General features: G+C 38.0%; 10 protein-coding genes. 7 read left to right on the forward strand and 3 right to left on the reverse strand.

Annotation, left to right across the window (positions count from 1 at the left end; translation table 11 throughout):
• Positions 1–375: 375 nt before the first annotated feature.
• The gene (locus tag HDE68_RS04130; RefSeq protein WP_183879191.1) at positions 376–1,542 is read right to left on the reverse strand and encodes an alpha/beta fold hydrolase; all 1,167 of its coding nucleotides are present in this window, start codon (positions 1,540–1,542) and stop codon (positions 376–378) included.
• A gap of 85 nt (positions 1,543–1,627) precedes the next feature.
• On the opposite strand from HDE68_RS04130, the gene HDE68_RS04135 reads away from it, so the two are divergent.
• A complete protein-coding gene (locus tag HDE68_RS04135; RefSeq protein WP_183879193.1) occupies positions 1,628–2,251 on the forward strand; it encodes a WG repeat-containing protein in 624 nt (207 codons plus the stop codon).
• Positions 2,252–2,327: 76 nt separating this feature from the next.
• Here HDE68_RS04135 and HDE68_RS04140 read toward each other — a convergent pair whose 3' ends face one another.
• Positions 2,328–3,719, reverse strand: coding sequence for an arginine decarboxylase (locus tag HDE68_RS04140; protein WP_183865460.1), 1,392 nt, complete (start codon positions 3,717–3,719; stop codon positions 2,328–2,330).
• Positions 3,720–3,821: 102 nt separating this feature from the next.
• Here HDE68_RS04140 and rocF point away from each other — a divergent pair, with 102 nt between their 5' ends.
• From rocF to HDE68_RS04165, 5 genes are all read left to right on the forward strand, one after another.
• On the forward strand, positions 3,822–4,772 hold the full coding sequence (gene rocF / locus HDE68_RS04145; protein ID WP_183879195.1) for an arginase: 951 nt from the start codon (positions 3,822–3,824) through the stop codon (positions 4,770–4,772).
• 4 nt (positions 4,773–4,776) lie between these two features.
• A complete protein-coding gene (argS, locus tag HDE68_RS04150; protein WP_183879197.1) occupies positions 4,777–6,558 on the forward strand; it encodes an arginine--tRNA ligase in 1,782 nt (593 codons plus the stop codon).
• A 917-nt stretch (positions 6,559–7,475) separates the two neighbouring features.
• The gene (locus HDE68_RS04155; RefSeq protein WP_183879199.1) at positions 7,476–11,732 is read left to right on the forward strand and encodes a carbohydrate-binding protein; all 4,257 of its coding nucleotides are present in this window, start codon (positions 7,476–7,478) and stop codon (positions 11,730–11,732) included.
• A 14-nt stretch (positions 11,733–11,746) separates the two neighbouring features.
• Entirely contained in the window at positions 11,747–12,628 is an 882-nt protein-coding gene (locus tag HDE68_RS04160) for a PorP/SprF family type IX secretion system membrane protein (RefSeq protein ID WP_183879201.1), read from the forward strand.
• 41 nt (positions 12,629–12,669) lie between these two features.
• Positions 12,670–14,013 carry a deoxyguanosinetriphosphate triphosphohydrolase gene (locus HDE68_RS04165; protein WP_183879203.1) on the forward strand — a complete coding sequence of 448 codons (1,344 nt, stop codon included), beginning with the start codon at positions 12,670–12,672 and terminating at the stop codon, positions 14,011–14,013.
• Between the two features lie 120 nt (positions 14,014–14,133).
• Here the strand turns inward: HDE68_RS04165 and HDE68_RS04170 are convergent, their stop codons facing one another.
• Complete coding sequence (locus HDE68_RS04170; RefSeq protein ID WP_183879205.1) at positions 14,134–15,255, reverse strand: AI-2E family transporter; 1,122 nt, start codon at positions 15,253–15,255, stop codon at positions 14,134–14,136.
• Between the two features lie 96 nt (positions 15,256–15,351).
• Between HDE68_RS04170 and mnmE the strand changes: the two genes are divergently transcribed.
• Positions 15,352–16,722, forward strand: coding sequence for a tRNA uridine-5-carboxymethylaminomethyl(34) synthesis GTPase MnmE (mnmE, locus tag HDE68_RS04175; RefSeq protein WP_183879207.1), 1,371 nt, complete (start codon positions 15,352–15,354; stop codon positions 16,720–16,722).
• The last annotated feature ends 248 nt before the right edge of the window (positions 16,723–16,970 follow it).

The following is a 16,970-nucleotide window of genomic DNA, read 5'->3' on the forward strand; positions in this document are numbered from 1 at the left end:
TAAGGGGTATTTCGAAAGATTTACCCCTTTTTTGTTTCTGAGGGAAAAGAAAAGAAAATAAACCGGCATTGATAGTTTTACGAACCGCGCCCATGAAGAATGGCCAATGTTCGAAAACTATCAATGCCGGTTTATTTTTCCTAAGGAAAGCCCTCCCTCAGAAGATGTAAAAAATTGAGAAACTTTCTACATTGGTCTGCTGGGTGGCTATTAAGATTTACTATTGGATGGCTATTAGGTTTGCTGTTGGATTGTTATTAAGATTTACTGTTGAATTGTTATTAAGATTTACTGTTGGATTGCTATTAGGATTGCTGTTGGATTGTTATTAAGATTTGCTGTTGGATTGCTGTTGGATTACTATTAGGATTGCTATCACTGAGCTTTTACAACTGTTTGATATGATTTGATTATTTCATTGAGAACGAGTTGCGGATTATCTACGGCTACGTAATGGGTACAGCCTTCTGCCAGAATTATTTTACTGTTTGGACGGGCTTTAATGAAGTTTTTGTGACCGTCTTTCCAACCTTTGTTATCTATTTCATGCTCCCAGGGTGGGGTCTCTGCGTATATGTCTGTAATTGGTATATGTGCAGGGAAAGGCGTAGCTCTGACGGTCGCTGCGTTTTGATGAAGGTCTACTGCGATGTAGTAGATACTGATGTTGTCCTTTCTTATTTGTTCAAGAGGGCCGTTTGGATCTGTAAGTACTCTTTTGATAGCCTGGTCTGTGTAGAAGCTACCAAGGCTTGCATCAATGAATACTGCCGCCTTTACTTTTGACGGGTTTCTTGAAGAATAGATATCAGCATAGAAACCTCCTAAGGAGTGACATACAAGGATTTTGTTAGCACTGGCATAGCCTAGTTTTGAAAGGGCTAGTTCAAGGCCTTTGATTTCATTTGTAATGTCCGAATTGACCGAGTCACGGGTGCTTTTACCATAGCCGGCCCTGTCGTAGGTGATTAAGGTTGCACCAGTGGCGTCATATATTGGGATTAAGAGCTCTGACCATACGGTTGAGTTATCCATTCCGCCGGTTTCAAATAAGATGACTGTTGATGACCCTTTGATGATGTTAAAGAAGAGCTTATGGGTGCCGACGTCAACAAGGGTGTCTTGTGGTTTGTATTTTTCTTTTGCCTTTTGGATATTTAGTTTGCTCAGGCTGGTTAATGGCTCCCAGCGCCGGTCCTGATGAAGACTTTTAAGGTCCTGATCCTCGTAAAGGAAGTCGAGCAGGAAGGTCTGTGTTTCGTTGATGTACTGAGTTAGGTAGTAGAAGGCTTTGTCTGAATTGTTGGCTAAAGCCCATGAGCATGCAGCTATATATTTATCTCTGGTTACCCCATTGCCTTGATGAGCTTTAAATAATGAGTCGTAGGATAGGCCTGATTGTAAGTATTGCTTCTGGTCTTTGTATCTTATGGCTCTCTGATTATGATCGAGATATGTTTTGTCAGCAAGAAATTTATTCTGTGCGAATAGTTTCATACCTGTAAGTACGAATAAAAAGAATAGGATTGTGGCTCGTTTCATGGATTTGGTTTTTATGATAAGGCGCGATTTTGAGATAAAAGTTGCATATTGGTAATTTAAAATTTATATAAATTAATTAAAAGGAATGATCAGGCTGTTTTTGACTATACAAATATTAATGTTAGGTGCAGCCGGGTTCGCACAGCAGAAGAGAACCGATTTTTTAGTTTCTTATACTATTAAGTCAAAAGGGAATGAATTAATGGGGTATAAGACCCGTGCAGGGAAAATTGTTATTCCCGCGCAATTTATTCCGGATTTTGGTAATGATACGCTTTATGAGCGGACTTTTGTTGTCAAGCCTAAAGCGGGACTGCAAGGCATTGACAGAACAGGAAAAGTAATTCTGATACCGTTTATCTATGATAATGGACCAGATTATATGCAGGAAGGCTTTTTTCGTTTTGTCGAAAATAGTAAGATAGGTTTCGCTGATGAGAACTGGAAGAAAGTTATTCCCGCTGTTTTTGATTTTGTGGAGCCTTTTAAAAATGGTGTTGCTAAGTATACCTTAGGTGGCCATAAAATAATGGATGGCGAGCATTGGTATTGGTCTGAAGGATACGAGAATGGATATATCAATAGGTTTAATGAGCGTTTTAAAAAGGTTCATGAACTTAAGGCAGGGGTACGGGAAGCCTGGACGAATAAGGGACAGCATGTTTTGCTGGACAAGAAAGGGAAAATAGTGAAGGTTTTTGTGAAGTAAGGATAATTATTAATTGTCAGTAACAAAAAAATCCCGCTCTTGCGAACGGGATTGGTATTTCTATATTGATCAGGGACTAGGTATAACCCAGGATCTTTAATACTTGTTTACTGTTTTGCTCTTCTCCAAATACCTCAAAGTTGAAAGTCTCATCACGGTTGCGACGGATAATCACATGTTTCGGACTTGGTAACAGACAGTGATGGATTCCACCATATCCGCTCAATACTTCCTGATAAGCACCTGTATTGAAGAATCCAAGGTACTGTACTTTACGTGTCTTCGGCATAAATACCGAGTTCATATGTGCTTCCTGATTGTAATAATCCTGACCATCACAAGTGATACCCCCAAGGTTAACCCTTTCGTATTCAGCATCCCAGTTGTTGATAGGAAGTAAGATGTATTTTTGGTTTAAAGCCCATACATCCGGAAGGTTAGTAATGAAAGATCCATCCAGCATTAACCATTTTTCACGGTCATTCTGTTGTTTACGTCCCAGTACTTTGTAAAGGATACCAGAAGCTTCTGCTACTGTGTATTTACCGAATTCAGTAATGATATCTGGTTCTACAACATCGTGTTCAGCACAAATTTCTTTGATACGTTTAACGATTTCGTTAACCATGTATTCATAATCAAAATCAAATACCAAAGAATCTTTGAATGGCATACCACCACCAATGTCTAAAGTATCCAGCTCAGGATTGATTTTTTTGAATTTACAGTATAAGGTTACGTATTTCTCAAGCTCATTCCAGTAATACGGAGAATCTGTAATACCAGAGTTGATGAAGAAATGCAGTAATTTAACCCTGAAGTTAGGGTTAGTCGAGATTTTGTTATTGTAGAAGTCAATTACGTCTTCCATACGCACACCTAAACGGGAGGTATAGAATTGTGAGTCTGGCTGCTCTTCCGCTGCAATACGAATACCTAGATTACAAGGTGTTTCTAATTCCACTTCGTCATCAAAAAGGTTAAATTCCTCTTTGTTGTCTAATACCGGAATGATGTTTTTATATCCGTCGTGCAACATATCAATGATATATTGTTTGTACTGATACGTTTTAAAACCATTGCAAATGACGGTAATGTCCTTTGTAAGGGCGCCTTTTTTCTCAAGGGCCTCAATCATCGGCATATCGAACGCGGACGATGTCTCTAAGTGAATGCCATTTTTTAAAGCCTCTTCGACGATGTGTCTGAAGTGGGAGCTTTTTGTGCAATAGCAATACTTGTAATCTCCACGGTAATTGTTCTTGATGATCGCAGTTTGAAACAACAGTTTCGCCTGCTGGATTTTTTTAGTGATCATCGGAAGATAAGTGAAACGTAATGGCGTACCATAAGTCTCAATCATTTCCATTAAATTCAGATCCTGAAAGTATAGTTCGTCATCGATGACACTGTATCCTTCTTGAGGAAAACCTACACTTAGATCAAGAAATTCGGAGTAACTCTGCATTTTTTATATTTTTGAACAATTATTTAAAGGGTTGACAAATTAAAATGAGTTAATTTTGGTGCCAAAGATAAACACTTTAAAATACACTGGTAATTTTATTTTATGACGAAGAGCTTAAAGATTATAGAAGTTAAGTCGGAGTTAGGCGCAGGCACACGTGGTGCTAGCCTGGGCGTTGACGCGATAAAGATTGCCGCCCTTGATTTTGGTAGTAGATTTTTTAAAAAACATAAGTCAGTTGAGGTTCCTAATGAGAACCATTTATTACTTGAAAACACAGGTAGTCCATTCGCTAAGCGGATTTCTGGTATTTTGACTATGGTCGAAAGAGTAGCCGACGAGGTGACTGAAACCTTAAGCAGAAATGAGTTTCCAATTGTTCTTGCCGGTGACCACAGTACGGCTGCCGGAACAATCGCAGGAATAAAAAAAGCTTTCCCTAAATCGAAATTAGGTGTAATTTGGATCGATGCACACTCAGATTTGCACTCTCCATATACTACTCCCTCGGGAAATATGCATGGAATGCCGCTTGCAATGGTGCTTGATGAGGATAATCTGGACGCTAAAGTTAATGACCTTGATCAGGAGACACTAAATTACTGGTATCAGTTAAAAAATGTAGGTAAAATTGCACCGAAGATTAGTTATAGCGATCTTGTGCTGATTTCTGCGCGGGATATGGAGAAACCGGAGGAAAATTTACTGAAGAAAAATAAAGTAAGGATGTACAGCACTGCTGAAGTCCGGAAAAGAGGAGTAGAGAGAATTGTTATTGAAACCATGCAATATCTGGATCAGTGCGATTTGATTTATGTATCCTTTGATGTGGATTCTATGGATCCTACGGCTTCAAGAGGCACTGGAACTCCGGTAGCTCAAGGGCTTACTGAACGTGAAGCCGGTGGCCTGATGTCCAGATTTCTTGCTTATCAAAAAGTATGTTGTTTTGAAATAGTAGAAGTTAACCCAACCCTTGACCGGGAAAATCAAATGGCTGAACACGCATTTGAGATTTTAATTAAGGCAACGAATGCCTTTAGAAACGAATAGAATTATGAATATCCAACAACATATTATTACTGCGACTGTGAATGCAGTCAAAGAACTATACAATCAGGATTTGCCTGAAACACAAGTTAACCTTCAGGACACGCGCAGCGAATTTGAAGGAGAAATTACTATTGTTGTGTTTCCTGTAGTCCGTTTTTCTAAAAAATCACCTGAAGCAACAGCAAATGACCTTGGGGAATATCTTAAGGAGCATATTGAAGAAGTAACTGCATTTAATGTAGTTAAAGGTTTCTTAAACCTGAGCATTGTGAGCTCTTACTGGATTGATCTTTTTCAAACAGATTTGCTTAAGGAAGAATTTGGTACTATTCCTTCGAATGGTAAAAAAGTAATGGTCGAATATTCTTCGCCAAACACCAATAAACCACTTCACTTAGGACATGTTCGTAACAATTTATTAGGTTATTCTGTTTCTGAGCTGTTGAAAGCGAATGGATCAGAAGTGTTTAAAGTTAACCTGGTTAATGACAGAGGCATACATATCTGTAAGTCTATGCTGGCCTGGTTAAAATGGGGTAATGGAGAAACACCTGAAAGTTCTGGTCTAAAAGGAGATCACCTGGTGGGCAAGTATTATGTGATCTTCGATAAAGAATATAAAAAGGAAATCGAAGCTCTTAAGGAAACTGGTCAGACTGAGGATGAAGCTAAAAAGAATGCGCCTTTAATCAAAGAAGCACAGGCGATGTTATTAGCCTGGGAAGCTGGTGATGAAGAAGTAATCTCGCTGTGGAAGAAGATGAATGGATGGGTTTATGATGGCTTTGCCGTTAGCTATAAAAACCTGGGTGTTGATTTTGATCAGTATTATTATGAAAGTAATACATACTTATTAGGAAAAGATACTGTGGAAGAAGGTCTGGCTAAAGGGGTTTTCTTTAAGAAACCTGATGGTTCTGTATGGATTGATCTGACTGAGGACGGACTGGATCAAAAACTGGTGCTGCGCGCTGATGGAACTTCTGTTTATATCACTCAGGATCTGGGTACTGCACAAATGAAATATGATGATTTCAAAATGGATGAATCTATTTATGTGGTAGGGAATGAGCAGGATTATCATTTTAAAGTTCTGTTCCTGATTTTAGATAAGTTAGGAAAGAGCTGGGCAAAAGGATTATATCATTTATCTTATGGAATGGTAGATCTGCCAAGTGGCAAAATGAAATCCCGTGAAGGTACTGTAGTTGACGCAGATGATCTGATCGCGGAAATGATCGCTACTGCTAAACAGAAAACTGAAGCTTTGGGTAAAGTGGACCATTTTAGTGAGGAAGAGAAAGAAAGTCTTTACTATAAAATTGGAATGGGTGCCTTGAAGTATTTCCTGCTAAAGGTTGAGCCTAAAAAACGTTTATTGTTTGATCCTGCTGAGTCTATCGATTTCCAGGGAAATACAGGCCCGTTTATCCAGTATACACATGCAAGAATTAAATCGCTGTTAAGCAAAGCAAATTATAAAAATGGTCAGCATGTGGCTAGCGATATAGCCTTGTCAGCTACAGAACTGGAAATGATCATTTTATTATCAAGATATCCTGCTGAGATTGCCTCTGCTGCTAAAGCGTTTAGTCCGGCTACACTGGCGAACTATATTTATGAGGTAGCTAAGATGTTTAATAAGTTTTATCATGAGATTCCGCCAATTGTGAAGGAAGAAGATGAAGCAATTAAACAACACAGATTGAATCTGAGCTGGGTGACTTCAAATATTATTAAATCGGGGATGCGTATTTTAGGAATTGAAGTTCCTGAAAGAATGTAAGCAGCTTTATAAATGATTATTCAATTTTTATAAAAGATTGAATCAAAGAGATACCCTGACTAAGGGTATCTCTTTTTTTTGTTTAAAGCTTTTCTAACGTTATTCTGTCTTTTATCCTTAGTCTGGATAGAAGAGTTAACTGGATTTTTTATACTGCTGCCAGATAGACTTTTATAATTGTTTTACTATAAGTCCTGTCCTTTATTTATAAGGGTAAATAAAGGCGTAATTTATCTTTTTGTGTCTAATTATAATGCTAAAATCTATTGGAAATAGTTAATATTCAATTTAAAGTGATGTCGTTTTTTTGCTTTAAATGATATCTTAATTTTATTCTGTCTAAATTAATACAGATGACTGTGTAATTCATTTGTTACAAATACATTTGGTTTATTTATTTTCTTTAATTAAGTATTTATTTTATTTATTGGTTATTTAAATTTATTTTTATAATTTATTATGAAATAATTTATGTTTTTGAATCCATATGTTAGATTTGTAACGAAATATTTGATATATCAGTCAATGTTTATTTTATTAATTGATGTTCTGAGTTAATAAATTAACTAGTTGTGACCTGATCAGCTATTGCGTTTAGATATGTTTTAAAAATGATTAAATTATCTGTTTATGCTAATACCTTTTAGTTTCTTTAATGAAAAGCTATTAAATCATTTCCACTGCTTAGCACGCTGTATCTTTAAAAATGTTCTTTATGATTGAATTCTATTATAAGGAAATATAATACCGCATTTTCTGTTAAAAACAGAAAAATACTTCTTGCTGTAAAACATACAACACACCAAATATCTATAGTCATTTCTAGTTACCGGGCCTGTTCCGGTAACAGAACGGACTATTTTTTATCTGGTGTTTTTTTTTGCCTATAACAAACCTCCACATAAATTAATAGACAAATGAAAAAGAGTTATTTATTAGCTGCCGCTCTGGCGATCATCTCACTCAATTTAAAAGCTCAGGTACCCGTTAATGCAGGTGCCGGAAGCTATGCTTCTTTCCCCCCGTCTGCTGTAGTTAATGCAGATCTGAAAAATTTTATTTACACCAAGCCTATTTATGTCGCTGAACAGAAAAAAGGGCAGGCTATCCCTACTAATGACTGGTGGACAGATCTGATTGTAAATAGTAAAGGTGCAGGGGCACTCTGGGCTTCACCAATGGTAATTGACCCTGAAAATAATGGTTTTAAAGTTCATTTTCCGAATAAGTTCATTGTCGACGACAGAAGCTGTAATATGGAATATGGGGGTAGTATGATGATTAGTTCATCAGGATATACTCCGGATAAAGCTATTGCTAAAGACTGGTCCGACTGGGGGCTTGTCATGTCTATGCCAGATAGTTTACATGATAAAAATATAGATGTCACAATGGCCCACGGTGTTCCATTTACGTGGATAGAGACGCATCATGTTAATCCTGAATTTTCTTTTGATAAAGGAGCTTCTTTCCTGACTAAAGACGCAGAAGCTGTTCAATTCCCAATAACCAAATCGTTTGTTGTGCAAACTGACGGACGCTATTTTGGTGTTCATCTTGATGGGAAAAGTAAAGCAGAAGTTCAGGGACAGCAATATGTAACACTGGATCTTGGAAAAGTCAGCAAAATATCAAAGGTTAAGCTGACCTGGGAAAATGCTTATGCTTCCGGTTATGTGATCCAGGTTTCAACTGACAATTTAAACTGGAGTAATGTATTTACTGAAACTAAAGGTAATGGTGATCTGGATGATATTAATCTAGCTGCTTCTGGCAGGTTTGTCAGAATCTATTTATCTCAGAAAGGTACTGGATTTGGTTATTCAATCTATGAAATGCAGGTTTATGATGGAGATCTTCTTCTTTCTCAGGGAAAGCCTGTTTCTGCTACTTCAACTCAGGGAAATTTTGTCATTGGTAATATAAACGATGGTAATTTCGGAACACGCTGGGCTTCAGATATGGATCAGAAAGAAAGGCTGGTTTTAAACACCGGAAATGGTGATTCTTATTTTGTGATTTCAGCACTTCCATCGCCTCAGGATCTGAATGAGTTCGAAACCTATGCTTTTAATAAAGTAACCGATACCAAATTCGATTATGATTATAATATAGCTGGAGGTAAAGTAGGGGTAAACTGGAATGTTAAGACCGTAAATCTTAAGGGGGGGATTGCAGGTAATACTATGCAGGGATTTTTACCTCATTTGTATGAAGATGCTGTTCATCACCTTTCTTTTACTCCTTATAGCTATCTGACCAGTCATGGAACAATGAAAACTTCCATCGGAAATTCGTTTGCTTTTACTTATGATTTTGGCGGTATATTACCTAATTATACGGCACCTTATGCAAATAAAGAGGATAAACATCCTTATGATGCTGCCGTCATGTTCGATCAGATTACGAAGTTTTCTAAAAGAGATGACTTTGGTGATGATACGTATTATGGAGGTAAAGACCTGGTGAACTTTGCGAGGTATACATTGATGGCTAAGGAAACTAATCACCAGGCCTATGAATTACTTAAAGCCAAAACGAAAGCGAGATTAGTGAACTGGCTTACCTATACTCCTGGAGAATCAAGTAAGTTTTTTGCAAGATATGACCGCTGGGGTGCACTAATTGGTTTCAGTGAGTCTTATGGCTCATCACAATTCACGGATAATCATTTTCATTATGGCTATCTGACTTTGGCTTGTGCACTTTATGGAATGGCCGATCCTAAGTTTCTTGAAGACTATAAGGAGATGATCAGGCTGGTGGCTAAACAATATGCAAACTGGGATAGAAAAGATACAAGTCTGCCTTATTTCAGGACTTTTGATCCGTGGATCGGGCACAGTTATGCCGGTGGGGTAAGTTCTGGAAGTGGAAATAACCAGGAATCTTCTTCTGAGGCAATGCAGTCATGGATCGGTTTATTTCTGGTTGGAGATCTGATACATGATCAGGAGATGCGAAACGCTGGTGCTTTTGGCTATACCAGTGAATCGTATGCTACATTGGAATATTGGTTTGACTGGAAAAAAAGGAACTTCCCAAAGGGTTATAAATATAATATGTCTGCGATTGTTTCTAACCAGGGGCATGGTCATACAACCTTTTTTGGTAATCAGGCACAATATGTTCATGGAATTGAGTTTTTACCTATCAATCCTGCATTTAAGTATTTCGCAAGGGATACAACATGGGCTCATCAAGAATATAATGATTTGCTAAAAGAAGCTAATGCAGAAAATGGAGAAAAAAATGAAACTGAGTATGGTGATGACTGGGCACATGTTGCATTGGGTTTCAGACAACTTTTTGATCCTAAGTATGTAGCCGGGTTTATGGAAGATAATTTAAAACTAAGCCCTACTGATAAAAAGTATATTATGGATGAGAAGATCGCTGGTATAACCTATTATTATACGCATGCTAATCAGAACCTGGGTGATTTCTCATTTAATTATCATACTGATTTTCCTTCCAGCAGTACTTTTGAGAAGAATGGTAAGTTTAGCCATGCAGTAGTTTATAATCCTTCATCAAGCGAAAAAGAATGTGTTATTTATGATAATAATGGTGGTGTTGCAGCTAAGTTTAATGTTCCTGCACAAACGTTATTTACTTATCCGGCTCTTCCTGAAAGTGGTCAGCAGCCTGCCGGGTGCTATAGTGTTTCACCGGTAAAAGCTTATGCTTCATCTGGTAATCCGGAAGCTGCAATAGATGGTAATCCAGGCTCGCGCTGGGAAAGTAAATTTGAAGATCCTCAATATCTGACTGTAGATCTGGGGATTTTAACGAAGGTAAACAAGATCAGTATTTCGTGGGAAAGGGCAAATGCGAAAGATTATAATTTGCTGGCTTCTAAAGATTCACTGACCTGGGACACACTTGCAGTGAAAAGGAATATGCCATTGGAAGTGCGAACAGATTTCATTGATAGTATTGGTAAAAACTACCGTTATATAAAAATGGATGGCAGAAAAAGAAATACACCTTATGGCTATTCTATTTATGAACTTGAGGTTTGCGGAAGTGCTGTTAAAGATTCAGTTCCTTCTTCAGTAGTTCAGCTGCCTGCATTTATTGAGGCAGAAAATTACACACAAATGAGTGGTGTACAAATAGAATCTACGAATGATGCCGGTGGGGGTAAAGATATTGGCTGGATTGATACCGGGGACTGGATGGATTATAAAGTTAACGCGGTTACTGCCGGAACTTATCAGTTTAAATTGCGATTGTCAAGTATTGCCACTACAGGAAGAGTAGAAGTGCTTTCTAATGGTCATTCACTGGCAAGTCTTGCTGTACCGAATACTGGTGCATGGCAAACTTATAGTACCGTGAGTACTTTTATTGACCTTCCAAAAGGGCAGCAGACACTTCGGATCAGTGCGGCTGCGGCTCCATTTAATTTTAACTGGATGGATATCCGCAAAAAAGTAACTGGTTTCAGTACACATATTGAAGCTGAAGATTTTACACAGATGTCTGGTATTCAAACTGAACCTACAAGTGATCTGGAAGGCGGTTTAAATGTCGGTTATGCGGATGATGGAGATTGGATGGATTATACGGTAACTATTCCGAAAGCCGGAGATTATACAGTGAAATACCGCATTGCCAGTCCTTATACTACTGGACAGCTTGCTTTCGTTGCTGAAGGTGCGGTTAAATCAACAACAAATATTCCGAAAACCGGAGGGTTTCAAAACTGGGCAACCATTACGACAGTTGTTCATTTTAGTAATCCAGGCACCCAAACTATCAGATTAAAGATAGTAAGTGGAGGATTTAATATTAACTGGCTGGAAATTGCGGCTAATGATAATACATTGGCTAAAAAAGTTATCTCTTCTGCATATGTACAGCAGAAAGAGGTGTCAAAAACAGATACAGCTGCTCATAAATTTGATGCTTCAAACATTCTTACGCCAAACGGAGATGGTAGCAATGATACCTGGATAGTTAAAAATATCGATGATTATCCGAATAATATGGTAAAAATATTTGATCGTTCAGGCAGGCTGTTATATGTTAAAAAGAACTACGATAATAGTTGGGATGGAACATTTAACGGGAGCCCTGTTGCGGAAGGAACCTATTATTATATCTTCTTTTATGGTGATGGTTTGGGACAGAAAAAGGGGTATATCACGGTAATCAGAGAACAATAAGCTTAGTCTGAGAAATGAAAATCTTTAAGTTGAAATTTATCTTTGTCATCCTGTTCCTGTGCATTTTTGTGCAGGTACAGGCACAAAGAAATCCACTGGGAAGCCAGTTTTATATCAATCCATATATTGTCAATCCGGCGATGGCAGGTGCAGTTCAGGGACTAAGTTTGAATGGGGCTTTCCGTAAACAAAAGGATGCCGCACCTGGCGCACCTGTAACGCAAAATCTGACTGCTGTTTATGGTTTTGAAAAGACTGGTGTTGGTTTGAATGTGAACAATGATGAGGAAGGATTAATTCGTCAGACTCGTTTTGTAGGCAGCTATGCTTATCATCTGCCTCTTGATGGGGCGCATCAGTTTCTTCACTTTGGGATATCTGCAGGTATTCTGAGTCAGCATGTTGATTTGAACGCGCTGAATGGAAATAATAATGATGCTCTGGTAGGACAGTACAATGCACGTGAGAATTATTTTGACGGTGACTTTGGTGCTGCTTACAACAATGAACGATTAATGCTTCAGGTTGCTTTTGTCAATCTGAAGCATCTTTTTAAGAAGGATGTAGTCAAGCTGACTGACGTGGAAACATATTATACTTCGGTCGCCTACCGCATCAGTTTGACAGCGGGGGAAGAAGCAGATCTGACTCCTATGCTGGCCTATCGCGGTATGGATGAGGTGAATAACATATGGGATGCCGGTCTTCAATTAGCTTTGGCAAATAAGCAGATATATCTGAGCAGTATTTACCACAGTACTAAGAGTGCGACCTTTGGTTTAAGTGTGAATTATTTGAGAAAATACCTGATTAGCGGTATGTACAATGTCAATACGTCTTCAATAGGAGAGAATACAAATGGCAGTTTTGAAATTGGCCTGGGTTTAAAGTTGTAATTTATTTGCTGTATTATTGTGCCTAATCATTTTATCAATTTATGAATTGGAAAAAATTATTGTCTTCTAAACGCTGGGGGAATGAAGATCGTTTTGTTGCAAATGGAAAGGAAGCGAGATCTGAATTTCAACGTGATTATGATAGAATTATCTTTTCTTCTCCATTCAGGAGATTACAAAATAAGACGCAGGTATTTCCTTTGCCTGGAAGTGTTTTTGTTCACAACAGGTTGACACATAGCCTGGAGGTTGCAAGTGTAGGAAGGTCATTGGGGACTATTTTTTATAATAGAATAAAAGAGACTAATCCGGATATAGATGAATCCTGCCCTTTGCTGGTCGAAGTTGGTAATATTGTTGCTTCGGCCTGTCTTGCCCATGATTTAGGAAACCCTGCTTTTGGACATTCCGGTGAATCTGCTATTTCACATTATTTTACTACAGGTGATGGAAAGATATATAAAGACCGGGTCAGTGAGGCACAATGGGAGGATCTGATCAATTTTGAAGGAAATGCTAATGCATTACGGATATTGACACATTCTTTTGCAGGAAAAGGTACAGGAGGTTTTGCATTGACTTATGCGACATTGGCTTCCATTGCAAAATATCCTTGTGCTTCTATTGCGGGACATGACAGAACGAATATTTATACTAAAAAATATGGTTTCTTTCAGGCCGAACAGAGTGGGTTTAAAAAGATAGCTGAAGAAATGGGACTGATCAAAGTTCAGGATGAACCCTTGATCTATAAGCGTCATCCCCTGGTTTACCTGGTTGAAGCTGCAGATGATATTTGCTATAATATTATTGACCTGGAGGATGCACACCGTTTGAAAATCCTTTCTTATGAGGAGGTAGAGAGCTTATTGCTTCCACTATGTAATGATGTTAAACTACCTGCCCGTCTGGCCGAAATGGAAGATGATGATGCAAAAATTACATTAATGCGTGCAAAATCTATCAATACTTTAATCGGGCAGTGTTCCCAGGTATTTTATGATAACCAGGAGGCTATTTTGAATGGAGATTTTAATAAAAGTCTGATGGATGCAATTCAGGAGCCTTTCTTGTCGGTGATGAAGTATATCGAGCGTATCTCTATTAAAAAAATCTATAACTATTCTTCTGTGGTACAAATAGAGGTTGCAGGTTATAAAGTAATGGGAGGTTTGCTGGAAGAGTTCATTCCTGCTTATCTGAATAATGAGTCGAACTATCATAAAAAACTGGTAGAGCTGATCCCAAATCAGTTCAAAACGAAAGAAACTGATGATTATACCAAGATACTTTGTGTATTGGATTTCGTTTCTGGTATGACTGATATTTATGCGGTCGAGATGTTCAGAAAAATAAAGGGAATCTCTTTTCCTACGATGAGTTAAGGGATTGTTTTTTATAAAGATTATTTGATAAAAGAAAACCCCGGGCATTCACTCCGGGGTTTCTTTATTTAAAATTTAAGCAACAAAATTTTAATCTTTTATATAGCGAATTTCTATCTTTTATTCTTTTTGTGTCCCTGATGTAAGTTGAACATTACTCTTGCGTCTGAAACCCGGGAAGGTCATCGGGCTCTTTGCTGGTCTTTCATCGCCAAAAAGCACACCCCATTGTTTAAAGGATTCTGTTCTGTCAAAAATCACTTTAAGTACTGCGATTATTGGCATGGCAAGGAACATTCCTGAAACTCCTGCAATGCTACCCCCAACAACTACTCCTAATATAGCAATTAAAGCGTTTATTTTAACTTTTGAACCTACAATTCTTGGCATTAATATATTATTGTCTAAAAACTGAACGGCTGCAATGACTGCCAGAACAGTGATTACCGGGGTTAATGAGGTAGAGGCTGTTAGCGTTAATAGTACGCCCAGAATGTTTCCGATTAATGCACCGACATAAGGGATAAGATTGAGAATAGCGAAGATAATTCCAATCAGGAGTGCGTGCTGGATACCGAAAAGCATTAGTAGTCCGCCTAAAAGGACAGTCATATAGGTAATCTGGATCAGTAAACCTACCAGGTAGTTCTTGATAATGGATTCCGTTTCATAGATTGCTTCTTTAACTTTAGGATGGTCGTCTTTTTTGAACCACATGAAAATGAACCTCAATAGGATATCTTTATAGAAAAGCATCAGGTAGATGTAAATCGGCAATAAGCCAACAAATACGAAAACAGAGCTTAAAGTAACTGCGGCACCACTTGCAACACCACCAGCCATGTTTAAAATATCATTGCTCTTTTTATTGATAAAGGTCAGTTGTTCTTTTGGTGAATAGTGGCTGATATTGCTTATCCATTCACTTAATGATTGCAGATGGACGGCTACGTTTTTCTTAATCTGCGGAAAATCTGAAACCAGAATAGCTACCTGCGAGGAGAAAAACCAGATGATGAGCGCAACAAAAACTACAACAAGAAGAATTGGAAAAACGATGGCTATGATTTCGGGAACTTTGTATTTCCTCAGAAAACGATAGATAGGCACGAGCATGATACTGATAAAAAACGCCATGATCACCGGCATGATAATATCACTGGCAATGACAAACAGCGCACCGACAAGTAGTATACCGAGAAGTTCAATAGACCGCTTTACGGTGAGAGGTAATTCTTTCATATTGTAATATAAATGTTAATTTTCAATGGTTAAACATGAAAAGATAGGAAATGTTTGGGTATTTTTGCGCAATCTTAAATCTAAGTTCTGTCCGTTATGATTACAAATGAAACAATAGTAGCTTTATCAACTCCACCAGGAGCAGGTGCAATCGGTGTTATCCGTTTATCCGGGAAAGATGCTATTGCGATTGCAAATTCCGTGTTTAGCGGAAAGGATCTGTTAAGCCAACCTACACATACACTGCATTTTGGACTGATTAAAGATGGTGACATCGTGATCGACGAGGTGGTGATAAGTTTGTTTGTAGGGCCTAAATCTTATACTAAAGAAAACGTGGTGGAGATCTCTTGCCACGGGTCAAATTATATCATTCAGCAGATTATTAATTTGCTGATAAAAAAGGGTGCTTCGGCCGCTAAACCGGGAGAATTTACTTTAAGGGCATTTTTAAATGGGGCTATGGATTTATCTCAGGCCGAAGCGGTAGCCGATCTTATTTCTTCAGATTCTCAGGCGGCACATAGCGTGGCTATGAACCAGTTGCGAGGTGGTTTCAGTACAGAACTGAATGTGTTGCGTGAACAACTGATCCATTTTGCTTCTATGATAGAACTGGAGCTTGATTTTTCTGAGGAGGATGTCGAATTTGCAAACAGAGATCAGTTACAGGAACTGATTAATAAGATTACAATAGTATTGAATAAACTGATCCGCTCTTTTGAATTAGGGAATGTGATTAAAGAAGGTATCAATACGGTTATTGCCGGCAGACCAAATGCAGGTAAATCTACGTTACTGAATGCTTTGTTGAATGAGGATAGGGCAATTGTAAGCGAGATCGCAGGAACGACAAGGGATACAATAGAGGAGGTTCTGAATATCAATGGTATCAACTTTAGATTAATTGATACAGCAGGTATAAGGGAGGCTACAGATACGATAGAAGCGATCGGTGTTGAGAAGACGATGTTGAAGATTAGTCAGTCTGCTGTTTTAGTTTATTTATTTGATGTTCTTAATCTGACAGCTAAAGAAATTAAAGAGGATATTGCAAGATTGTATAAACCAGGTTTAGCTTTTATTGCGGTTGCGAATAAGATTGATTTATCTTTTAGCGATCGGGTAAAGGAGTTGAATTTGCCTTCTGATATTAGGTTTATCGGGATTTCTGCAAAGGAAAACCAGAATGTAGATGAGCTGAAGGAACTGTTGTATGAGACTGTGATAGGGGATAAGTTGTCGGAGAATCATACGATGGTTACGAATATCAGACATGTGGAAGCGTTGAGAAGAACTCAGGAGTCGTTGGATAGCGTTTCGCAAGGGTTGGTTAACCCGGTTACTTCAGATTTTTTAGCGACTGATATTAAACAGGCACTTTATTACCTTGGAGAGATCACAGGGAAGGTTACTACGGATGATTTGCTGGAGAATATATTTAGTAAGTTTTGTATTGGCAAGTAGCCCTGTATAATAACGAATAATCATGTTAAGTATTGAATAGTAAGTAGCTTATTGTTAATAAGTTATGTTTATTTCTTTTGTCCAAATTCTTGGATAATTGCCACAGTTTTTCACACATTTGTTCCTCATTTGTACCTCAAGCAAAAAATTTTACCCTCAAAAAAACACAGGGTAAAACATTGCGCTTAATTACCCTTAATTCCTCTTAATTCTCCTTAATTACCCTAAAAAGGGCTAAAAAGTGGCGA

Source organism: Pedobacter cryoconitis (assembly GCF_014200605.1).
Lineage (GTDB): Bacteria > Bacteroidota > Bacteroidia > Sphingobacteriales > Sphingobacteriaceae > Pedobacter > Pedobacter cryoconitis_B.